The 20,696-nt window shown below is 46.7% G+C and carries 22 protein-coding genes; all 22 read left to right on the forward strand.

Going from position 1 to position 20,696, the window contains the following annotated elements:
- Window positions 1-104: 104 nt before the first annotated feature.
- Window positions 105-569: a phosphohistidine phosphatase SixA gene (gene sixA, locus U9J37_RS01805; protein WP_005471726.1), complete on the forward strand. Its 465-nt coding sequence runs from the start codon at window positions 105-107 to the stop codon at window positions 567-569.
- A 200-nt stretch (window positions 570-769) separates the two neighbouring features.
- A complete protein-coding gene (flhA, locus tag U9J37_RS01810; protein WP_005471685.1) occupies window positions 770-2,863 on the forward strand; it encodes a flagellar biosynthesis protein FlhA in 2,094 nt (697 codons plus the stop codon).
- A 30-nt stretch (window positions 2,864-2,893) separates the two neighbouring features.
- Window positions 2,894-4,375: a flagellar biosynthesis GTPase FlhF gene (gene flhF, locus U9J37_RS01815; RefSeq protein WP_005471869.1), complete on the forward strand. Its 1,482-nt coding sequence runs from the start codon at window positions 2,894-2,896 to the stop codon at window positions 4,373-4,375.
- Between the two features lie 12 nt (window positions 4,376-4,387).
- Window positions 4,388-5,275, forward strand: a complete 888-nt coding sequence (locus tag U9J37_RS01820; protein WP_038141016.1) for a MinD/ParA family protein — start codon at window positions 4,388-4,390, stop codon at window positions 5,273-5,275.
- Complete coding sequence (locus tag U9J37_RS01825) at window positions 5,268-6,002, forward strand: RNA polymerase sigma factor FliA (RefSeq protein ID WP_038141019.1); 735 nt, start codon at window positions 5,268-5,270, stop codon at window positions 6,000-6,002. Before U9J37_RS01820 ends, U9J37_RS01825 begins: the two co-directional genes overlap by 8 nt.
- Window positions 6,003-6,045: 43 nt before the next feature.
- Entirely contained in the window at window positions 6,046-6,414 is a 369-nt protein-coding gene (cheY, locus tag U9J37_RS01830) for a chemotaxis response regulator CheY (RefSeq protein WP_009600177.1), read from the forward strand.
- A 36-nt stretch (window positions 6,415-6,450) separates the two neighbouring features.
- Window positions 6,451-7,170 (forward strand): protein phosphatase CheZ, encoded by a 720-nt coding sequence (locus U9J37_RS01835; protein ID WP_005471768.1) that lies wholly within the window; start codon window positions 6,451-6,453, stop codon window positions 7,168-7,170.
- A 9-nt stretch (window positions 7,171-7,179) separates the two neighbouring features.
- Entirely contained in the window at window positions 7,180-9,408 is a 2,229-nt protein-coding gene (locus tag U9J37_RS01840) for a chemotaxis protein CheA (RefSeq protein WP_005471714.1), read from the forward strand.
- Between the two features lie 24 nt (window positions 9,409-9,432).
- Complete coding sequence (locus U9J37_RS01845) at window positions 9,433-10,554, forward strand: protein-glutamate methylesterase/protein-glutamine glutaminase (protein ID WP_005471743.1); 1,122 nt, start codon at window positions 9,433-9,435, stop codon at window positions 10,552-10,554.
- Window positions 10,555-10,563: 9 nt separating this feature from the next.
- Window positions 10,564-11,340, forward strand: coding sequence for a ParA family protein (locus U9J37_RS01850; RefSeq protein ID WP_005471673.1), 777 nt, complete (start codon window positions 10,564-10,566; stop codon window positions 11,338-11,340).
- On the forward strand, window positions 11,333-12,412 hold the full coding sequence (locus tag U9J37_RS01855) for a chemotaxis protein CheW (protein ID WP_322413861.1): 1,080 nt from the start codon (window positions 11,333-11,335) through the stop codon (window positions 12,410-12,412). The genes U9J37_RS01850 and U9J37_RS01855 overlap by 8 nt, the downstream gene beginning before the upstream one ends.
- Window positions 12,413-12,449: 37 nt before the next feature.
- Complete coding sequence (locus U9J37_RS01860; protein ID WP_005471655.1) at window positions 12,450-12,944, forward strand: chemotaxis protein CheW; 495 nt, start codon at window positions 12,450-12,452, stop codon at window positions 12,942-12,944.
- Window positions 12,944-13,438 (forward strand): DUF2802 domain-containing protein, encoded by a 495-nt coding sequence (locus U9J37_RS01865; RefSeq protein WP_005471638.1) that lies wholly within the window; start codon window positions 12,944-12,946, stop codon window positions 13,436-13,438. Before U9J37_RS01860 ends, U9J37_RS01865 begins: the two co-directional genes overlap by 1 nt.
- A gap of 192 nt (window positions 13,439-13,630) precedes the next feature.
- Window positions 13,631-14,251, forward strand: a complete 621-nt coding sequence (gene ccmA, locus U9J37_RS01870) for a cytochrome c biogenesis heme-transporting ATPase CcmA (RefSeq protein WP_005471661.1) — start codon at window positions 13,631-13,633, stop codon at window positions 14,249-14,251.
- Window position 14,252: 1 nt separating this feature from the next.
- The gene (gene ccmB / locus U9J37_RS01875; protein ID WP_005471795.1) at window positions 14,253-14,921 is read left to right on the forward strand and encodes a heme exporter protein CcmB; all 669 of its coding nucleotides are present in this window, start codon (window positions 14,253-14,255) and stop codon (window positions 14,919-14,921) included.
- Between the two features lie 110 nt (window positions 14,922-15,031).
- Window positions 15,032-15,784 (forward strand): heme ABC transporter permease, encoded by a 753-nt coding sequence (locus U9J37_RS01880; protein WP_039626164.1) that lies wholly within the window; start codon window positions 15,032-15,034, stop codon window positions 15,782-15,784.
- Between the two features lie 2 nt (window positions 15,785-15,786).
- Window positions 15,787-15,993, forward strand: coding sequence for a heme exporter protein CcmD (ccmD, locus tag U9J37_RS01885; RefSeq protein ID WP_038139035.1), 207 nt, complete (start codon window positions 15,787-15,789; stop codon window positions 15,991-15,993).
- Window positions 15,990-16,475, forward strand: a complete 486-nt coding sequence (ccmE, locus tag U9J37_RS01890) for a cytochrome c maturation protein CcmE (RefSeq protein ID WP_005471672.1) — start codon at window positions 15,990-15,992, stop codon at window positions 16,473-16,475. Before ccmD ends, ccmE begins: the two co-directional genes overlap by 4 nt.
- Window positions 16,472-18,430, forward strand: a complete 1,959-nt coding sequence (locus tag U9J37_RS01895; RefSeq protein ID WP_005471649.1) for a heme lyase CcmF/NrfE family subunit — start codon at window positions 16,472-16,474, stop codon at window positions 18,428-18,430. Before ccmE ends, U9J37_RS01895 begins: the two co-directional genes overlap by 4 nt.
- Window positions 18,430-18,984, forward strand: a complete 555-nt coding sequence (locus U9J37_RS01900) for a DsbE family thiol:disulfide interchange protein (protein WP_005471622.1) — start codon at window positions 18,430-18,432, stop codon at window positions 18,982-18,984. Before U9J37_RS01895 ends, U9J37_RS01900 begins: the two co-directional genes overlap by 1 nt.
- Window positions 18,981-19,460 carry a cytochrome c-type biogenesis protein gene (locus U9J37_RS01905; RefSeq protein WP_005471866.1) on the forward strand — a complete coding sequence of 160 codons (480 nt, stop codon included), beginning with the start codon at window positions 18,981-18,983 and terminating at the stop codon, window positions 19,458-19,460. The genes U9J37_RS01900 and U9J37_RS01905 overlap by 4 nt, the downstream gene beginning before the upstream one ends.
- The gene (gene ccmI / locus U9J37_RS01910; protein WP_005471651.1) at window positions 19,460-20,677 is read left to right on the forward strand and encodes a c-type cytochrome biogenesis protein CcmI; all 1,218 of its coding nucleotides are present in this window, start codon (window positions 19,460-19,462) and stop codon (window positions 20,675-20,677) included. The genes U9J37_RS01905 and ccmI overlap by 1 nt, the downstream gene beginning before the upstream one ends.
- Window positions 20,678-20,696 lie beyond the last annotated feature (19 nt).

Below are 20,696 nucleotides of genomic sequence, written 5' to 3' on the forward strand. Positions count from 1 at the left end.
AGTGATCGATTTGAAGCTCCCAACGCGCATTGTGTGGGCGACAATTCAAATAATATAAATTCTGATCACCAATAATAATTCAGAGAATAGTTTAGGATGAAGCCATGAAAATTTTTATCATGCGTCACGGAGAAGCGGAGCATTACGCGCCCAGTGACGCAGAGCGTGAGTTAACCGACCGAGGCCGAAGCGCTTCAGTTGCGGTTGCGAAGGCTTGTGCTCAGCAAGGATTCCAGCAGTTTGATAAGGTAATCGTTAGCCCATACATTCGTGCCCAGCAAACATGGCAAGAGATTTCGACCTATTTAAGTGCTAAAAGCATCGAAACGAATGAAGATATTACGCCTTACGGCCAAGCTGAAGAGGTTGCGGATTACCTACAAGCCGTAGCCGATTTGGAAAAGCTGGATTCGGTTTTGCTGGTTTCTCATCTGCCGTTAGTAGGCTATTTGACAGCGGAGTTTGTTCCCGGGATGGTGCCACCAATGTTCCCAACTTCAGGGCTCATTTGTATCGACTATTCACTTGAAAAGCAGCGCGGTGACGTCGCTTTTAATATTCAACCGTGACCTTCTTGTAAACACCCTAAATCACTGCGCATTGTGCCAACGACAATGCGTATTTATCAAATCGGAAGTTACCTTTGTTTCTCCGTATTATGGTGGGGTGTTTATCCATCATTGTCAGTCATTTATTTGACATGATAAATGGACTGAAACTTGCATATTCCAATAAGTTTCTCATTCCATAGAAAATTTAACGCCTATCTATGAAGTTTTCTTTACCATTTGCGGATAAATTACCCTCTATCCCACAAAGAGCGATGCCTGCGATTGGCGCCCCCGTCATGGTTTTGGCCACGTTGGGGATGGTTGTATTACCTATTCCTGCATTTTTGCTCGATTTATTCTTTACCTTCAATATTGCGCTTGCAATGGTTGTCTTGCTGGTCACGGTTTACACTCGCAGACCCCTTGATTTTGCGGCATTTCCAACAGTACTTCTGATTGCGACCTTGTTGCGCTTAGCGCTAAACGTCGCATCAACTCGAGTGGTATTGCTCTATGGTCATGAGGGTTCTGGTGCGGCAGGTAGTGTGATTGAAGCCTTTGGTAGCGTGGTTATTGGCGGTAACTACGCAGTTGGTTTGGTCGTGTTCCTTATCTTGATGATCATCAACTTCATGGTTGTAACCAAGGGTGCTGGGCGTATATCTGAAGTAAGCGCTCGTTTTACGTTGGATGCATTACCCGGTAAACAAATGGCCATCGATGCCGACTTGAATGCGGGGTTAATCGATCAAGACCAAGCCAGAACCCGTCGCCAAGAAGTGACGAAAGAGGCGGATTTCTATGGTTCGATGGACGGTGCATCAAAGTTTGTTAAAGGTGATGCCATTGCCGGTATTTTGATTCTGTTTATCAATATTATCGGTGGTCTCTCAATCGGTATGGCGCAATACGGTTTAGGGTTTGCTGAAGCGATTCAAATCTATACTCTACTGACGATCGGTGATGGCCTAGTTGCGCAAATCCCATCGTTACTACTTTCGATTGGCGCAGCCATTATGGTTACACGCCAAAATACCGATGAAGATATGGGTCAACAGGTTGTCTTTCAAATGTTTGACAACCCTAAAGCCCTGACAATCACGGCGATAATCTTGGGCGTAATGGGTATTGTTCCAGGCATGCCCCACTTTGCATTCTTACTGCTGGCTGCTTTGGCTGGTGGCGCCGCTTATTGGATCAATCGCAAACATAAAAAAGCGGCAGAAAAACCCAACTTGCCCGCGACGACAGAAGCAGAAGCGCCCACGCCAAAAGAGCTCTCTTGGGATGATGTTCAGCCTGTCGATATTGTCGGACTAGAAGTCGGTTATCGATTAATTCCTTTAGTTGATAAAGACCAAGGCGGGGAGCTGTTAGAGCGCGTGAAAGGTGTACGTAAGAAACTTTCCCAAGATTTCGGATTCCTCATTCCTGCGGTACATATCCGTGACAATCTAGAACTGACGCCAAACAGCTATCGCATCACTTTGATGGGCGTCGCTGTTGGAGAAGCCGAGATTCGCCCTGATATGGAGCTCGCGATTAACCCAGGACAAGTGTATGGAATGATTGACGGCGAGCCCACGATTGACCCTGCCTTCGGCCTAGAGGCGATCTGGATTCGAGAAGAGCAGCGCGAACACGCTCAAGCGTTAGGGTACACGGTTGTCGATTCTTCGACGGTCCTTGCGACGCACCTGAGCCAACTGCTGACCAACAATGCATCGCAGTTAATTGGCCATGAAGAAGTGCAGAACCTACTTGAGATGCTGGGCCGCAGTACACCTAAACTGGTGGAAAGCTTTGTACCCGACCAACTCCAGTTGGGCGTTGTGGTTAAAGTGCTACAAAACTTGCTTAACGAAGGCGTGCCAATTCGTGATATTCGTACTATCGTTCAAACCTTGTCAGAATACTCGAGCAAAAGTCAAGAACCTGACATTCTCACCGCTGCGGTTCGTATTTCCCTTAAACGCCTAATTGTTCAAGAAATCAATGGTATAGAGCCAGAGTTGCCAGTAATTACTCTAATTCCGGAGTTGGAACAAATTTTGCATCAGACCATGCAGGCTTCTGGTGGTGAATCTGCTGGGATCGAGCCTGGTTTAGCTGAGCGACTACAATCATCATTGAGTCAAGCCACTCAAGAACAAGAGCTCAAAGGCGAACCTGCGGTGTTACTAACCTCCGGAGTTTTGCGCTCAACCTTGGCGAAGTTTGTTAAGAACACGATTCCGTCTTTGAGAGTACTCTCATATCAGGAAATCCCAGACGAGAAACAAATTCGCATTGTTCAGGCGGTTGGTAACTAGCTCTAGATGCGAGAATAAACGGTACCCAAATTGAAGATTAAACGATTTTTTGCCAAAGACATGCGTACAGCACTGCTCCAAGTGAAAGGGGAGCTCGGTGATGATGCGGTGATCATGTCTAATAAAAAAGTCGCAGGTGGTGTGGAGATTGTTGCCGCTGTAGACAGCGATGGGTCGACAAATCGTCCGGCAAACAACAGCTATGGTTCCAGTCCAAGACATGCTCCTCGCCAAGCGCCTGCTACGATACCGACGCCGTCAAAACGTCAACTTGAAGATGATCGTGTTACCTTGCAAGCACACTCGGATTCTGGACGCTCGATGACGCAACGTTTCGCCAATATGCTCAAGCAATACAGCGGCGGTAAGCCAGAGCATGAAGATGAAACCGATGAAAGAGAGACCGACTCGCTTTCTGCCTTGCTCCAAAGGCAAGCGGCTTCTCGTTCAAACAGCAACGAACGCGTGCAGCTCAAAGAAGATTCTCCATTAGCCCGTCTTATCGCGGAAGATCGCCGGATAGAAAGACCACAAGCCAAGCTAGACCCTAGCCGCTATGAGCGTGGCAAGCCGAACGAGCAAGCCGTATCCAACGAAGATCTCGAAGAGATGAAAGAAGAGATGATGTCCATTCGTCGTCTTCTTGAACACCAAGTGTCTGGCTTAATGTGGCAAGAAGTGGAGCGAAGAGAACCGCTCAGAGCGATGTTGATTAAGCGTCTTGAGCGAATGGGTGTCTCGTCAGATCTTGCTGACCAACTTGCTTGTTACATCCCTGAAGACACGCCACCAACCAAAGCTTGGAAGGCGCTGCTAGGTCTTGTTTCGGACCAGATCCCAATTTCTAAGCAAGATATCTTGAAGCGAGGTGGTGTTGTTGCACTGCTTGGCCCAACGGGGGTGGGAAAAACCACCACTGTTGCAAAACTTGCTGCGCGAGCGGCAATGGAGTGGGGAGCAGACAACGTTGCTTTGGTCACCACGGACACATACAGAATTGGTGCCCATGAGCAGTTGGCCATATATGGTCGAATTATGGGATGTGCTGTAAAAGTCGCTAAAGATTCCAAAGAGTTAGCCGATGTAATATATCAGTTAAGGAATCGCCGCCTGATTCTTGTCGATACTGCGGGTATGGGACAGCGTGATGTCAGGCTGTCTGAGCAGCTCGACACCTTAATGCACGAAAGCGGTGAAATGATCCATAGTTATCTGGTATTGCCTGCAACGGCGCAGAGAAAAGTCCTACAGGAAACGATTGATCATTTTAAGCGCATACCGTTATCGGGGTGCATTATGACTAAGCTTGATGAATCTCTAAGCCTTGGCGAATTTGTAAGTGTGGTAGTGCAAAATGCCCTACCTGTCGCCTACATCGCGAATGGACAGCGTGTCCCTGAAGACATAGTGATTGCACAGCCAAAATACATGGTAGCTAAGGCAAACGAATTATTAGAGAAGTCGGCAGACGACGAGCCTCACTACTGGAATAGTGAAGCGGAAAGGTTCTAGCGGCGGACGATTATGACAAATACTATGATACAAGACCAAGCAAGCGGATTACGCCGCTTAACACAACCTTCGTTAACAAAGGTCATATCAGTCACAGGCGGTAAAGGTGGCGTTGGTAAATCTAATGTAACGTTGGGAATGGCCATTTGCATGGCGCGTCAGGGCAAAAAAGTCATGGTTCTTGATGCCGACTTGGGCCTGGCTAACGTCGATGTCATGCTAGGGATTCGACCGAAGCGAAACTTAGGGCATGTACTGGCTGGCGAATGCGACCTAAAAGATGCCATCGTTGAAGGTCCGCACGGAATTAAAATTATTCCCGCGACATCCGGTACACAGTCGATGACAGAGTTGTCTCATGCGCAGCATATCGGTTTGATTCGTGCCTTTGGCAGCCTTGAAGACGAAATGGATGTATTATTAATTGATACGGCGGCTGGTATCTCTGATATGGTAGTCAGCTTTTCGCGTGCTGCCCAAGATGTTGTTGTTGTTGTGTGCGATGAACCTACGTCGATCACCGATGCATATGCTTTAATTAAACTATTGAGCAAAGAGCATCATGTTCAGCGTTTTAAAATCGTTGCAAATATGGTCAGAAGTTATCGAGAAGGGCGAGAATTGTTCGCAAAGTTGACCTTGGTCACAGAGCGATTCTTGAATGTTAGCCTTGAGCTCGTAGCATGTATTCCATTAGATGATAAAGTGCGACAAGCGGTTAAGAAACAAAAGATTGTTGTTGATGCTTTTCCGCGTTCACCTGCGGCTTTGGCTATTGGTTCACTGGCGAATAAAGCGTTAACTTGGCCAATTCCGAAAACCCCGAGTGGACACTTGGAGTTTTTTGTCGAACGATTACTAAATAGAACAGAAATGCTAGAGGAACCATTTGGTGAATAAGGCCCTGACCTATGACCAATATGCAAACCAAAACAGTCAGCGAGCTTTTTTAGAAAAGTATTCGGTGCTAGTGAAGCGTATTGCCCACCATCTACTCGGGCGGTTACCTCCTAGTGTTCAGGTCGAAGACCTTATTCAAGCAGGCATGATTGGTTTGCTTGAGGCCCAGAAAAACTACGATGGTACAAAAGGCGCCAGTTTTGAAACTTATGCGGGTATTCGTATCCGCGGTGCTATGCTAGATGACATAAGACGTGGAGACTGGGTGCCACGTTCTGTACATAAACACAGCCGCGAGATTAGCCAAGCAATCTCGGTACTTGAAGGGGAACTCAATCGAGACCCAACAGATGCCGAAGTCGCACAGCACTTAGGGTTGAGTTTAACTCAATACCATACCGCGTTAACGGACATAAATTGTTCGAGATTGGTTGGGATTGAAGACCTAGGAGTCTCGGAAGATGTCATCACCCCTGATGGTGACGAAGAGGCAAATACGCCTTTTCAAGGGGTTGCAGACGAATATTTTCGCAAAGCGTTAATCGATTCGATCAAATCTTTACCAGAACGAGAGGCACTAGTACTTTCGCTTTATTATGATGAAGAGTTAAACTTAAAAGAAATCGGCGACGTTATTGGGGTTAGCGAATCACGCGTTAGCCAAATACTAAGTCAATCAATGCAGCGTCTACGCACTAAATTAAGTGCATGGACAAATAATGAGTAAAACACTGATATCGAACTCAGTGGAGGCAATTTTGAATAAAAACATGAAGATCCTTATTGTTGATGATTTTTCAACAATGCGCCGTATCGTTAAGAACCTACTTCGCGACTTGGGTTTCAATAATACCCAAGAAGCTGATGACGGCTTAACGGCGTTACCGATGTTGAAGAAAGGCGACTTCGAGTTTGTCGTAACAGACTGGAACATGCCTGGTATGCAAGGTATCGACCTTCTGAAGCATATTCGTGCAGACGATGAGCTGAAGCACCTACCTGTATTGATGATTACCGCTGAAGCAAAACGCGAGCAGATCATTGAAGCTGCACAAGCAGGTGTAAACGGTTATATCGTTAAGCCTTTTACTGCCGCTACGCTTAAAGAAAAACTAGATAAGATTTTTGAGCGTCTATAGTCAAGGTAAGACTTAGCGAAGCTAAAGGTCAAAAGAATGATTTCATTAGAACAGGCAAAGCAACTCGTCGAGCTGTTGGAAAATGACCAGCAGCAAGAAGCAGATACTCTTTTTCGAGAGGTTTACGAGACGTCGACCAACCCTATGCTTCAAGAAATAGGGGAGTTAACTCGTGATCTGCATGAGTCAATCAAGCAATTCACAATTGATGAACGCATGAGTGAAATTGCCAATGACGAAATCCCGGACGCAAGGGATCGCCTTCAATACGTCATTGACAAAACAGAGGTTGCGGCAAATAAAACCATGGACGCTGTCGACCGCTGTATGCCGATTGCAGACAATTTGCATGAAGGCCTACTGAAAGTGCGACCACAATGGAATGAGCTGATGCATGGCAGAATTGATCTCGCCGAATTCAAAGCGCTGTGCCATCGAATTGACGACTTACTGAGTCAAGTCGAAGGGGACAGTTCAGAACTTCGAGGTCAGCTGACGGAAATTCTAATGGCTCAGGACTTCCAAGATTTAACCGGCCAAATCATTTCTCGCGTTATTACGCTAGTTAATGAAGTTGAAGGCCGGTTGGTTGAAATCCTAACGGCGTTTAGCACCACCCAACTGGATGACAACTCAGATAACAAGAAAGATGCATCTACGGCGCCGGAAGGTCCGATTCTTAACCCTCATGAAAGGGATGATGCCGTTTCATCACAAGACGAAGTAGACGATTTGCTCTCGAGTCTTGGGTTTTAGAGGTAACATATGAGCTACGATTTAGACGAAGATATTCTTCAGGATTTTTTGGTGGAAGCAGGGGAGATTCTAGAACTACTCTCCGAGCAGTTGGTAGAACTAGAAAATAACCCTGACGACAAAGATCTACTGAACGCGATATTCCGTGGTTTCCACACCGTTAAAGGTGGTGCGGGCTTCCTGTCATTGACTGAACTGGTTGACACCTGTCACGGTGCAGAAAACGTGTTCGATATCTTGCGTAATGGACAGCGTTCTGTTAGTGCAAGCTTGATGGATACGATGCTTAAGGCGTTAGATACTGTCAATGAACAGTTCCAAGCCGTTCAAGATCGCGAGCCTTTGCCACTCGCTGACCAATCTTTGCTAGATGAACTTCATCGTCTAAGTAACCCTGAATCACAAGACGAAGCTCCCGTAGCTCAAGAGCCGGCGCCTGTAGTAGCTCCAGAGCCTGTTCAGCCAGAGCCGGTTGCTGCGCCTGAACCAGCGCCAAGTGCGGATGTTTCGGCAGGGTCTATTGACGAAATTACGCAAGATGAATTCGAAAAACTGTTAGACGAATTGCACGGTAAAGGCAGTGCGCCAGGCACAGTAGAAGCACCTGCTGCGCCTACGCCACCCGCTTCGCAGCCTGCGGCTGATATGAGCGGTGATATTACCGATGATGAGTTTGAGAAGTTACTGGATGAACTGCATGGTGTTGGTAAAGCGCCAGGCGAGAACGAACCAGCGGCTGCGGCTGCTCCGCCACCACCACCTCCAACTTCTCCATCAGCACCTTCTGCGGCGATGGCTGGCGACAGTGATTTGATGACTGACGAGGAGTTTGAAAAGCTGCTCGATGAACTGCATGGTTCGGGTAAAGGCCCGTCTATTGAAGAACTGGAAGCGGCGACCAAACCAGCAGCAGTTAATGCTCAAGCTGCGCCGACTCCTGCTCCTGCACAACCTGCCGCTCCTGCACCTGCGCCAAAACCTGCGGCGCAACCAGCAGCAAAGGCTGAAGTGAAACCAGCAGCGAAGAAAGAAGTCGCCACTCAAGCTAAGAAGCCTCAAGCAGAGGCGACGGTTCGTGTTGATACCTCGACGTTAGACATCATCATGAATATGGTGGGTGAACTCGTTCTGGTTCGAAATCGACTGCTGAGTCTTGGCTTAAATAGCAACGACGAAGAGATGTCGAAAGCGGTTGCTAACCTTGATGTGGTTACAGCAGACCTTCAAGGCGCGGTGATGAAGACGCGTATGCAGCCAATCAAGAAAGTGTTTGGTCGCTTCCCTCGCGTTGTACGTGATTTGGCGCGTAGTTTAAATAAAGACATCACGCTTGAAATGCGTGGTGAAGATACAGACTTAGATAAAAACTTGGTAGAAGCGCTCGCGGATCCACTGATCCACTTGGTTCGAAATTCAGTCGACCATGGTATCGAGATGCCTGATGACCGTGTTGCTGCCGGCAAGCCTAGAACGGGTAAAGTGATTCTGTCTGCAGCCCAAGAAGGTGACCATATTGAGCTTGCCATCGTCGATGATGGTGGCGGTATGGACCCTGATAAACTCCGTGGTATCGCGGTTAAACGTGGCATCATGGACGAAGACGCGGCATCTCGCTTGACTAACAAAGAGTGTTTCAACCTTATCTTCATGCCTGGTTTCTCAAGTAAAGAGCAAATCTCAGATATTTCTGGTCGAGGCGTGGGTATGGACGTAGTGAAGACGGCCATCAATACGTTGAACGGTTCTATCGATATCGATTCTGAAATGGGTAAAGGAACGAAGATCACCATTAAAGTACCGTTAACATTGGCTATTTTGCCAACGCTGATGGTCGGTGTTGCTGGTCACCCATTTGCGCTTCCGCTAGCAAGTGTGAACGAAATATTCCACTTGGATTTAAGCAGAACTAACGTGGTTGATGGTCAATTGACAATCATTGTTCGTGACAAGTCAATTCCATTGTTCTACTTGCAAAACTGGTTAGCTCCGCAGACTGGTCGCGTCGAGTTACGCAAAGGTCACGGCCACGTTGTGATTGTTCAGCTTGGTAGCCAGCGCGTTGGTTTTGTTGTGGATACCTTAATCGGTCAGGAAGAGGTTGTTATTAAACCTCTAGATAACCTCCTACAAGGTACTCCAGGTATGGCGGGTGCAACAATCACCAGTGATGGTCATATCGCGTTGATCCTCGATGTGCCTGACTTGCTTAAGCAGTATGCCGCTGCTTCTCGAATCTAAGTCGCGAGATATAAAAGGAAATATATGGCGATCAAAGTATTAGTTGTTGACGATTCGAGTTTTTTCCGCCGCAGAGTGAGTGAAATTATCAACTCTGAAGCGAGGCTGGAAGTCATTGATGTAGCAACCAATGGTAAAGAAGCGGTAGAGAAAGCGCTCAAAATAAAGCCTGACGTTATTACCATGGATATTGAGATGCCAGTCATGGACGGTATAACCGCCGTCCGTGAAATCATGGCAAAATGTCCTATCCCAATTTTGATGTTCTCATCACTCACGCATGATGGAGCAAAAGCGACACTAGACGCTCTAGACGCTGGTGCTTTGGACTTTTTACCGAAGAAGTTTGAAGACATAGCTCGCAATCGAGATGAGGCTGTTTCTTTGCTTCAGCAACGTGTTATTCAAATCGCGTCGAAGCGTACGTTCATGCGTCGCCCAACGATTGCTCCGGTAACCAAGCCAAGAACGTCAACCACTCCAACCGCTCCGAGTCGTACACCGTTACAAACGAAAGCGGCTCCTCAGGTAAAAGCAAAACCTGCGGCGCGTTTTAAAGCAACGGGTAAAAAATATCAGTTAACCGCGATTGGTACGTCAACAGGCGGTCCGGTTGCATTGCAAAAAATATTGACAAAATTACCGGCCAATTACCCGCATCCGATTGTGTTGATCCAACATATGCCGGCGACATTCACTGCTGCTTTCGCTAGTCGCTTGAATTCATTATGCAAAATTCAGGTTAAGGAAGCGGAAGATGGTGATGTTCTCAGACCCGGTGTCGCTTATTTGGCGCCAGGCGGTAAACAGATGATGATCGACGGTCGCCCAGGAAATGCGAAGCTTCGCATTATCGATGGCGGTGAGCGTATGAACTACAAACCTTGTGTTGATGTAACCTTTGGAAGTGCGGCGAAAATCTATGCAGATCAAGTGCTTTCAATGGTTCTGACGGGGATGGGTGCAGATGGCCGAGAAGGCGCGCGCATGCTCAAGGGCACTGGTGCGACAATCTGGGCGCAAGATGAAGAAAGTTGCGTGGTCTATGGCATGCCCCAAGCGGTGGCTAAAGCTGGCATTTCAACAGAAGACCTACCGCTCGACCGTATTGCAGAGCGCATGTTAGTTGAAGTTGGTCTAGCATAGAGGTTACGCATGATTGTATGGAGCATAGCAAACCAGAAAGGCGGTGTAGGTAAAACTACAACCACCATTACGTTGGCTGGTTTGCTAAGTAAGCAAGGGAAACGCGTTCTACTTGTAGACACGGATCCTCACGCTTCATTGACGACTTATCTTGGTTATGACTCTGACGGTGTGCCAGCAAGCCTCTTTGATCTGTTTCAGCTTAAAGAGTTTAACGAGCATACAGTGATGCCGTTAGTCATGAAGTCAGATATTGAGGGTATCGATTTGATACCCGCTCACATGTCGTTAGCAACCTTAGATCGTGTGATGGGTAATCGCAGTGGCATGGGTTTGATTTTGAAGCGAGCATTGAATGCGTTACGTCAGCGCTACGACTACGTGCTCATCGATTGTCCACCGATTTTGGGTGTCATGATGGTCAACGCGCTTGCCGCGAGCGATCGTATTCTTATCCCTGTACAAACCGAGTTTTTAGCGATGAAAGGCTTAGAGCGTATGGTTCGTACGCTCGCGATTATGCAGAAATCGAGAGGTCAAGAGTTCAAAGTTACGATCGTACCAACCATGTACGACAAGCGAACGCGCGCATCGCTACAAACGCTTCAACAACTCAAAAAAGATTACCCAAGCCAAGTTTGGTCTTCTGCGGTACCGATCGACACTAAGTTCCGCGATGCAAGCTTAAAGCACTTACCTGTGTCTCACTTTGCATCGGGTAGTAGAGGTGTATTCGCTTACAAGCAGTTGTTGATTTATTTAGAGAGGCTGTCTATCGATGAGTAGCCAGTCGTTGCTTTCCAGTGAGCAAGCGCTAGACGATTATTTCACTGCGCTACTTGAAGAAAGTGTAGAAGAGGAAGAAATACTGGTTGCCAAAGAGCAGTCAGAGGGTAGTCTCTCTGCAGAGCCAGAGCCAGAGCCAGAGCCAGAGCCAGAGCCAGAGCCAGAGCCAGAGCCAGAGCCAGAGCCAGAGCCAGAGGAACTTGAAGATTACTCTTTGCAGCCGATGCTGCAGTCTGTCGATGAAAAAAGCTATTTCCAGTTGCCATCGGAAGAGATAGAAGTCCCAAATCTTGATGATGTCGAAAGGCTGCTAAAGCAGTTGGAAACGACCAACCCTGTTGCAGAGCTTGATTTAGAAGAGGTCTTAGAGCAAAACACCGTAGAGATCGCTCAAGCTCAAGTTGTTGTTGAAGACGAGATTCAAGAATGGGATATCTCAGATCCTGAAATAGTCGTCGAGAGCGTATCTCAAGAAGCGCTAGCAGAACCAGCAGTCGAGATTGAAATTGCTGATGACGTCGCTGAGGTCGATCAGATTGGCGAAGTTGAACCAGAAGTTAGCGTTCAGCTAGAAACCGAGACTGGTGGCAATGGGCTGGATAACTGGCAATCCACGGCGAGAAGTACCGATTTTCAAGTCCTCTACTTTGATGTCAATGGTGTGACATTTGCGGTTCCGCTCGATGAGTTAGGGGGAATTCATCGGATTGCTGAGCTTAATCATCTGATTGGTCGACCTGTTTGGTATTTAGGGTTACAAACCAGTCGAGAAGCGCAACTTGACGTTGTAGACACCGCTAAATGGGTCATGCCAGAAAAACTTAAAGATGATTCTCACAAAGAGGCTTATCAATACATTGTGATGCTAGGTGCGAGTATGTGGGGCCTTGCCTCTACAGAGTTAAAGGGCACCGAAGCTCTCGACCCAAGCATGGTTCGCTGGCGAGAAACGGCGGGTAAACGCCCGTGGTTAGCTGGTATGGTAAAAGAAAAAATGTGTGCATTGATTCATGTTGAAGCATTGATAGCTATGCTTAATGCAGGACTTGATGTAAAAGCGTTAGACAAATAGTACATGAGTGCCAATTTAGGCGTAGAGAGGAATAGGTATGTCTCAAACTAGTGAAGTAGAAGTAAGAAAAGACCAGTCTAATGACGAAGTGCTTCAGTGGGTGACGTTCCAGTTAGAGGAAGAAACTTACGGCATCAACGTAATGCAAGTTCGTGAAGTTCTTCGTTACACTGAAATTGCGCCAGTACCGGGTGCTCCAGATTACGTACTAGGTATTATCAACCTACGTGGTAATGTTGTTACCGTTATTGATACACGTTCTCGTTTTGGTTTAATCGAAGGCGAAATTACGGATAACACACGTATTATTGTTATTGAATCTGAACACCAAGTTATCGGTATTCTGGTAGACAGTGTGGCGGAAGTGGTTTACTTGCGTTCTTCAGAAATCGATACCACGCCAAGTGTGGGTACCGATGAAAGTGCGAAGTTCATTCAGGGTGTGAGCAACCGAGACGGTAAGCTGCTTATCCTTGTTGATTTGAACAAGCTTCTAACTGATGAAGAATGGGATGAGATGGCTCACCTATAATGGATGAGAGTATGTTAGCCAGTATGCCAGTGATCGCTGGCGTAGTGGCTCTGGTCATTCTGTTATTTGTGCTAGCATTGATACGTCTGCGCTCAGGGCAAACAAAAGTGGCTGATCAACTGCGTCAACAGAATCGCCACTTAGAAAAAGAGCTGCAAAAGTCGAACAAACAACTGCTTGAAGTACGTTCAGTGGTTGTTGGGTTGGGGCAGCGAGTCAGTGAACAGCAGGATATCATTCAGCATCTAAACGAACGTATTACCGAACTAGAGCAAGAAGATAGCGACGGTCGTCTTTACTCAAGAGCGAGTAAAATGGTTCAGCTTGGGGCAGATTTAAACGAACTCATTGAAGAGTGCGAGCTACCTAAAGCCGAAGCTGAACTGATGATGTCACTGCAGAAAAAGATAGCAGGTAAAGAGAAAGTTCCTCCGTTGGAGAGCAGTCCTGAACGGCAAAAATCTCAACCTCGTCAAAGACGTGCTAGAAAATAACCAAACTTATGAAGGTGCCATACGGCACCTTTTTTTATGTAAGCATGTAACTATTTAGTGGTAGTTGAGTCACGATATGTTTAATTGTTAACAGATTCTTACTTAGTTTCGTGATTCGTATAGGTCTAATGCTGTGTTGTGGCGATATGGCTGTGGTAATATAGCGACTCAAAAATTTAGTAGTGACCGACCATGTTAGAAGTATCACAACTTACCGCCATCCGAGATGAAAGAATTCTCTTCGAATCCCTCTCTTTTAGTATAGATTCCGGTGAATTAGTCCAAATAGAAGGGCGCAATGGTACGGGTAAAACGACTCTCTTGCGCATCATCACCGGACTAGGTGACCGCGATCAGGGAGAGATTTTTTGGAACGGCGAGAGTATTGAATCTAACCGTGATGCTTTTCATGAAGATTTGCTGTTTTTAGGTCATTCAACAGGCGTAAAGCGCGACTTAACAGCTTACGAGAATTTACGCTTTTATCTGTCGGTTCATTCAAAAGCGTCAATTGATAAAGAAACTATTTACCAAGCTTTGACCAAAGTAGGCTTGGCTGGTCGAGAAGATGTTCCCGTTGCCCAACTCTCTGCGGGCCAGCAGCGACGTGTAGCGTTAGCCAGATTATGGTTGAGCCAACACAAATTGTGGATCTTAGATGAGCCGCTAACGGCGATTGATAAACAGGGTGTGAAGGTATTGGAAGCGCTGTTTCTCAACCATGCGGAGCAAGGCGGCATCGTCATGTTAACGACGCACCAAGATATGTTCACTGACAACCCGAAACTTAGAAAAATTAAACTGGGTGAATAACATGATAGAAACCATGAATAGTATCGTTCGTCGAGAGCTTTTAATCGCTTTTCGTCGACAAGCTGATGTTCTAAATCCTTTGTGGTTTTTCATCATTGTTATCACTCTGTTTCCGTTGAGCATCGGACCAGAGCCTAACCTGTTAGCGAGAATCGCGGCTGGTATTGTTTGGGTAGCAGCATTGCTTTCGGCGTTATTGTCTTTGGAGCGATTGTTTCGTGACGACTTTCAGGATGGCTCGCTAGAGCAGATGATGCTAATGCCTGTTCCATTGCCTGTCGTGGTGATCTCCAAAGTTGCAGCACATTGGATATTAACGGGCTTACCTCTAATTTTAATCAGCCCTCTTTTAGCAATATTATTGTCGTTGGATTTTAATACCTGGCTTTCGGTTGTCTTAACGTTACTTGTCGGTACACCAACCTTAAGTTTCATCGGCGCGATTGGTGTTGCGTTAACAGTTGGCTTGCAAAAAGGCGGAGTGCTACTCAGTCTTCTAGTGCTTCCGCTGTACATTCCAATTTTGATTTTTGCGACGTCTGCCATTGATGCAGCCTCGCTGGGTATTGCGTATAACGGTCAACTGGCAATCTTAGGAGCAATGTTTATGGGAGCGTTGACTCTGACACCTTTTGCGATTGCGGCAGCGCTTCGAGTAAGCGTCAATTAATTGTTTTTGATCAAGCACGAATTTTTCCCTTTCTATAAATTACAAAACTAATAATTGTCAAAGTCGTGAATGCGATGAAAGACAGACTGAAGTAAGAGTGAGAACTAAACATGTGGAAATGGCTCCATCCCTATGCCAAGCCTGAATCTGCTTACCAGCTCAGCGGTAAGCTGTTGCCCTGGTTTTCCATACTAGCCCTGCTGTGTTTATCCGTAGGTACCGTATGGGGACTAGCATTTGCCCCGTCAGATTACCAACAGGGTGACAGTTTCAGAATTATCTATATCCACGTCCCGTCCGCTATTTGGTCGATGGGTGTCTATATGTCGATGGCGATAGCAGCCTTTATTGGCTTAGTATGGCAAATTCGCTTGTCAGATTTAGCCGCATCGGCGATGGCCCCAATCGGAGCCGTGTATACCTTTATTGCCCTTCTAACAGGGGCTGTCTGGGGAAAGCCAATGTGGGGTACTTGGTGGGTGTGGGATGCACGTCTTACCTCAGAGCTGATTCTATTGTTCCTCTATCTTGGCGTTATCGCGCTCTATCACGCGTTTGATGACCAAAAAACAGCCTCAAAAGCGGCTGGTATCTTGGCAATTGTTGGCGTGGTTAACCTGCCTATCATCCACTTCTCTGTTGAATGGTGGAACACATTGCACCAAGGCGCGACCATCACCAAATTTGAAAAACCATCAATTTCAAGCAACATGCTTTGGCCGCTGTTACTAAACATATTTGGTTTCGCATTCTTCTTTGGTTCTGTAACTATGATCCGTTTCCGTAACGAAATCATTAAAAACGAGAGTCATCGCCCTTGGGTGGCGAAGCTTGCGGCTGCTAAGTCTCAGAGAGGTAACTAAACATGCATTTTGAATCTTTGAGCGACTTTTTCGCTATGGGCGGTTACGCCGGTTATGTATGGAGTGCTTTTGGCATTACGTTTTTATCCATGTTGATTATTCTTTGGACCAGTGTCCGTCGCGGCAACGCGTTATTAAAAGAAGTCCAATCAAAAATTGATCGACAAGCACGCATTGACGCAGCTAAGAATTTGGAGAACACATTATGAACCCAAGACGTAAAAAGAGGCTCGGCATTGTTCTTGCCATCTTTATTGGTATCAGCGCGACCATCGGTTTAATGCTGTATGCGCTCAATCAAAACATGGATTTGTTCTACACACCGACTGAACTTGTCCATGGTAAACCAGACGGTACCAAACCAGAGGTTGGTCAGCGATTGCGTATCGGCGGTATGGTTGTGGAAGGTTCTGTAAAGCGTGACCCAAGTTCACTGCAGGTATCGTTTGACCTACATGATGTTGGCCCTAAAGTGACGATTCTCTATAACGGTATTCTTCCTGATCTATTTCGAGAAGGACAGGGCATTGTTGCACAAGGCGTTTTGAAAAACGCAACGACTATTGAAGCGTTTGAAGTGCTAGCGAAACACGATGAAGAGTACATGCCACCGGAGATCGCAGAAGCGATGAAGAAAACGCATGAACCTCTTCAATACACAGAACAACAAAAACAAGGAAGCGGTCAATGATTGCTGAAATTGGTCACTTTGCCCTCATCGTATCGCTAGCGATGGCAGTATTACTCAGTATTCTGCCGTTGGTGGGGGCTTCAAGAAACAATACCATGCTCATGAACACCGCAAGACCTCTGTCTTGGGGTATGTTCTTGTTGATTCTGGTTTCTTTTATCGTTCTTCTTTGGGCGTTTTACACCAATGATTTTACCCTTAACTATGTTGCGACGAACTCCAATAGCCAGTTGCCTTGGTACTATCGTTTAACTGCGGTCTGGGGGGCTCACGAAGGCTCGTTATTGCTATGGGTTCTTATTCAAGCTGCGTGGACGGTTGCTGTTGCGAGTTTCAGTCGCGGTATGCCACAAGAATCTGTAGCCCGAGTACTCGCGGTGATGGGGATGATTACGGTTGGCTTCCTGCTGTTTATCATCGTGACTTCAAACCCCTTCTTGCGCACACTGCCATTCTTCCCAGTTGACGGGCGCGACCTAAACCCTCTACTGCAAGATCCAGGGTTAATCATTCACCCGCCAATGCTTTACATGGGCTACGTTGGTTTTTCTGTCGCATTCTCGTTTGCGATTGCCTCGTTAATGACGGGTCGTCTCGATACCGCTTGGGCTCGTTGGTCACGTCCATGGACTACCGCAGCGTGGCTTTTCCTAACGCTGGGTATCGCACTTGGTTCATGGTGGGCATATTACGAACTTGGCTGGGGCGGCTGGTGGTTCTGGGATCCCGTAGAAAACGCTTCCTTTATGCCATGGCTCGCGGGTACGGCGCTGATGCACTCGTTGGCGGTGACGGAAAAACGCGGCACCTTCAAAGCATGGACTGTGTTACTGGCGATTTCTGCGTTCTCTCTGAGTTTGCTGGGTACATTCCTCGTGCGTTCGGGGATCTTGGTCTCGGTTCATGCCTTCGCGTCTGATCCATCTCGCGGTATGTTTATCCTTGGCTTCCTCGTGTTTGTCATTGGTGGCTCTTTGCTACTGTTTGCACTCAAAGGTGCATCGGTGCGAGTTCGAGGCAACTTTGATTTGGTCTCACGTGAAAACGCATTGTTGGCTAACAACGTATTGTTGATCGCAGCCCTTGTGGTTGTTCTTGTGGGTACCTTATTGCCTTTGGTTCACAAGCAAATCGGTCTGGGTTCAGTATCGATCGGTGCGCCTTTCTTTGACATGCTGTTTGCTTGGCTGATGATTCCTTTCTCATTCTTGCTAGGTATTGGTCCTCTGATCCGTTGGAAGCGTGATGATCTGTCATCTCTGAAAAAGCCTATGCTCATCTCAGGTGTAGCGTCGGTTGTTTTGGCGGGTATTTTCACCCTGATTTTCTCGGACTTCTTCTTGCCGATGGCTTACTTAGGCTGGTTGATGGCACTTTGGATCATCTTCATGCACGGCTTTGAGCTTCATCAGCGAGCGACACACCGCCACCCATTTATGGAAGGTGTTAAAAAGCTGCAGCGTAGCCACTGGGCGATGATGCTTGGTCATATCGGTCTTGCAGTTTCTATCATTGGTATCGCAATGGTGCAAAATTACAGTATCGAGCGAGATGTACGTTTAGCGCCGGGTGAACATTATCAAATCCAAGGTTACGATTTTTACTTCAAAGGTCTACGTGACAAAGATGGTCCGAACTATGACGGGTACATTGCTGATTTTGAAATTACGCTAGACGGAAAATATGTAAACACGCTCCACGCAGAAAAACGTTTCTACCGAACCGCTCGTTCAATGATGACTGAGGCTGCTATTGATCGCGGTATCACGCGTGATTTGTATATTGCGATGGGTGAGCGTCTTGATGACAACAAATCGTGGGCAGTACGCATTTATTACAAACCATTTGTTCGTTGGATTTGGGCTGGCTCATTACTGATGTCATTAGGTGGTGCGATTGCCATCAGCGATAGACGTTACCGTTTCAGAAAAAGCGCCAAAAAGCAGGAGGCATAATGAATAAGAAATTACTGTTTATTCCGCTCGTCGCATTTTTGGGTTTAGTGGCTATCTTTGCTACTCAGTTGGTAAAAAACTCTCAAGGTGACGACCCAACCAAACTGGAATCTGTCTTGGTGGGTAAACCTGTGCCAGAGTTTCGTCTTGAGGACCTTGCTGAACCGGGTAAATTGTACGATCAAGCAATTTTCAAGGGTGAGCCTCTACTGCTGAACGTATGGGCGACATGGTGTCCTACTTGTTATGCAGAGCACCAATACCTAAACCATCTAGCTGGTGAGGGCGTGAAGATCATTGGTATGAACTACAAAGATGATCGAACCAAAGCGATTGGTTGGTTGAATGATCTTGGTAATCCTTACCTTATTAGCCTGTTTGATGGTAATGGTATGTTGGGATTAGACCTTGGCGTATATGGCGCTCCTGAAACTTTCCTGATTGATGCGAATGGCGTGATTCGATACCGCCATGTTGGAGACGTCAACGATCGCAATTGGAACGAAAAGCTTAAGCCTATGTACGAAGGGCTACTTGCGGAGGCGAAACAATGAAAAAGCTGATGCTTTCACTGTTTGCAGCAATGGCATTCTCAATGGCAGTTCATGCGGCCATTGAAGTCCATGAGTTCGATACGCTTGAGCAAGAACAGCAGTTTAAAGAGCTTGGAAACACGCTGCGTTGTCCAAAATGTCAAAACAACACCATTGCTGATTCCAATGCAGAACTGGCTGTCGATCTGCGCGAAAAAGTGTATGAAATGACCAAAGCGGGTAAATCAAAGCAAGAAATCATTGATTACATGATCGCTCGCTACGGAAATTTTGTGACCTACAATCCTCCGTTTACCGCCGCCACTGCCATTCTTTGGCTCGGTCCGATCTGCGTGCTCTTATTTGGTTTCGGATTCATTGTATTGAGAAGCCGAGCTAAGAAAGTAACGCCTGAACAGACTGATGATTGGGACCAAGACAAAGAAGCGCGTTTAAAAGCGCTACTTGATGAAAAGAATGATGGAGACAAGCAGTAATGACACTATTTTGGATAGCTTCGATCATTCTTGTTGTATTCAGCTGCGTACTTATCGCATTGCCAGTGATGAGACAAAAAGCGAACAATGATGAAGCGCTACGCGATGAACTAAACAAAGCGTTTTATAAAGATCGTTTGACGGAACTCGAAGAGGAAGCAGAAGAAGGCTTAGTCGAAAATCAACAAGACCTGATTGACGATCTCAAGCAATCGCTGCTCGACGATATTCCAGCTGATAGCAAAAACTCGCAGGAAAACGCGATATCACCAATGGCGGTGATGATTCCTTCCATGCTCTTAGTTGTCGGTTTGTCTTATGGCATGTACTACAAATTTGGTGCGCAGCAAGATGTCCTACAATGGCAGGAAGTGACATCAAACTTGCCAGCGTTATCGAAGAAGCTCATGTCACCAGAAGGCGCTCAGCTGAGTGATGATGAAATGCGTGATCTTACATTGGCATTGCGCACTCGACTTCATTACGAGCCTGAAGACTCAACCGGTTGGTTGTTGCTTGGGCGAATTGCTTTAGCTAATCGTGATGTTGATACCGCGATCGGTTCAATGAAAAAGGCATACAACTTAGAGCCAGAGAGCAATGATATTATGCTGGGTTATGCTCAAGCATTGATGTTGTCTCAAGATGATGTTGACCAGGAAAACGCACGTCGCATTCTGGGTAACCTAGTCCAGAAAGATTATGTCGATTTGCGTGTCTTCTCGCTACTGGCGTTTGATGCGTTTGAGCGTCAAGACTTCCCAGCCGCGGTTCGATACTGGAGCATTATGCAGCAAATGATTGGTCCAGAAGACAGCCGTTATGAAATGCTTAGCCGAAGCATTGAGAATGCGCAAAAGCAAATGGGTCAACAAGTGGGTTCAGGGCAGTCAGTGTCTGTAACGATCAACATTGCGGATGACGTGACGGCTGATCCAAATGCAGCGCTGATCGTATCTGTTCACACGGCAGATGGTTCACCGATGCCTGTGGCGGCCGCGCGATACCCAGTTGGCAGTTTACCGCGCACCGTTGTACTCGATGACGGCAACAGTATGATAGCTGAGCGCAAGCTTTCTTCACTTGAATCTTTAATGGTACGAGCACGCATCGACAGTGATGGCAATGTGGCGACCAAAGAAGGGGACTGGTTTGGTGAAAGTGAAGCCGTTACAATGGGCGAACCTGTTGAAGTTATGATTGATAAGCGTTATTAATAGCAGCGGATTATCATTG

The organism is Vibrio sp. 16 (genome assembly GCF_963681195.1).
In the GTDB taxonomy this organism is placed as follows: Bacteria; Pseudomonadota; Gammaproteobacteria; order Enterobacterales; family Vibrionaceae; genus Vibrio; species Vibrio sinaloensis_D.

Bases quoted from the DNA above. Each gene is read 5' to 3' on its own strand.
- U9J37_RS01860 (WP_005471655.1), top strand. From the start codon at position 12,450: ATGTCTCAAACTAGTGAAGTAGAAGTAAGAAAAGACCAGTCTAATGAC.
- cheY (WP_009600177.1), top strand. From the start codon at position 6,046: ATGAAGATCCTTATTGTTGATGATTTTTCAACAATGCGCCGTATCGTT.
- U9J37_RS01845 (WP_005471743.1), top strand. From the start codon at position 9,433: ATGGCGATCAAAGTATTAGTTGTTGACGATTCGAGTTTTTTCCGCCGC.
- U9J37_RS01895 (WP_005471649.1), top strand. From the start codon at position 16,472: ATGATTGCTGAAATTGGTCACTTTGCCCTCATCGTATCGCTAGCGATG.
- U9J37_RS01835 (WP_005471768.1), top strand. From the start codon at position 6,451: ATGATTTCATTAGAACAGGCAAAGCAACTCGTCGAGCTGTTGGAAAAT.
- U9J37_RS01855 (WP_322413861.1), top strand. From the start codon at position 11,333: ATGAGTAGCCAGTCGTTGCTTTCCAGTGAGCAAGCGCTAGACGATTAT.
- U9J37_RS01840 (WP_005471714.1), top strand. From the start codon at position 7,180: ATGAGCTACGATTTAGACGAAGATATTCTTCAGGATTTTTTGGTGGAA.
- U9J37_RS01865 (WP_005471638.1), top strand. From the start codon at position 12,944: ATGGATGAGAGTATGTTAGCCAGTATGCCAGTGATCGCTGGCGTAGTG.
- ccmE (WP_005471672.1), top strand. From the start codon at position 15,990: ATGAACCCAAGACGTAAAAAGAGGCTCGGCATTGTTCTTGCCATCTTT.
- U9J37_RS01820 (WP_038141016.1), top strand. From the start codon at position 4,388: ATGACAAATACTATGATACAAGACCAAGCAAGCGGATTACGCCGCTTA.
- U9J37_RS01900 (WP_005471622.1), top strand. From the start codon at position 18,430: ATGAATAAGAAATTACTGTTTATTCCGCTCGTCGCATTTTTGGGTTTA.
- ccmB (WP_005471795.1), top strand. From the start codon at position 14,253: ATGATAGAAACCATGAATAGTATCGTTCGTCGAGAGCTTTTAATCGCT.
- U9J37_RS01880 (WP_039626164.1), top strand. From the start codon at position 15,032: ATGTGGAAATGGCTCCATCCCTATGCCAAGCCTGAATCTGCTTACCAG.
- U9J37_RS01905 (WP_005471866.1), top strand. From the start codon at position 18,981: ATGAAAAAGCTGATGCTTTCACTGTTTGCAGCAATGGCATTCTCAATG.
- ccmD (WP_038139035.1), top strand. From the start codon at position 15,787: ATGCATTTTGAATCTTTGAGCGACTTTTTCGCTATGGGCGGTTACGCC.
- sixA (WP_005471726.1), top strand. From the start codon at position 105: ATGAAAATTTTTATCATGCGTCACGGAGAAGCGGAGCATTACGCGCCC.
- flhA (WP_005471685.1), top strand. From the start codon at position 770: ATGAAGTTTTCTTTACCATTTGCGGATAAATTACCCTCTATCCCACAA.
- ccmA (WP_005471661.1), top strand. From the start codon at position 13,631: ATGTTAGAAGTATCACAACTTACCGCCATCCGAGATGAAAGAATTCTC.
- U9J37_RS01850 (WP_005471673.1), top strand. From the start codon at position 10,564: ATGATTGTATGGAGCATAGCAAACCAGAAAGGCGGTGTAGGTAAAACT.
- ccmI (WP_005471651.1), top strand. From the start codon at position 19,460: ATGACACTATTTTGGATAGCTTCGATCATTCTTGTTGTATTCAGCTGC.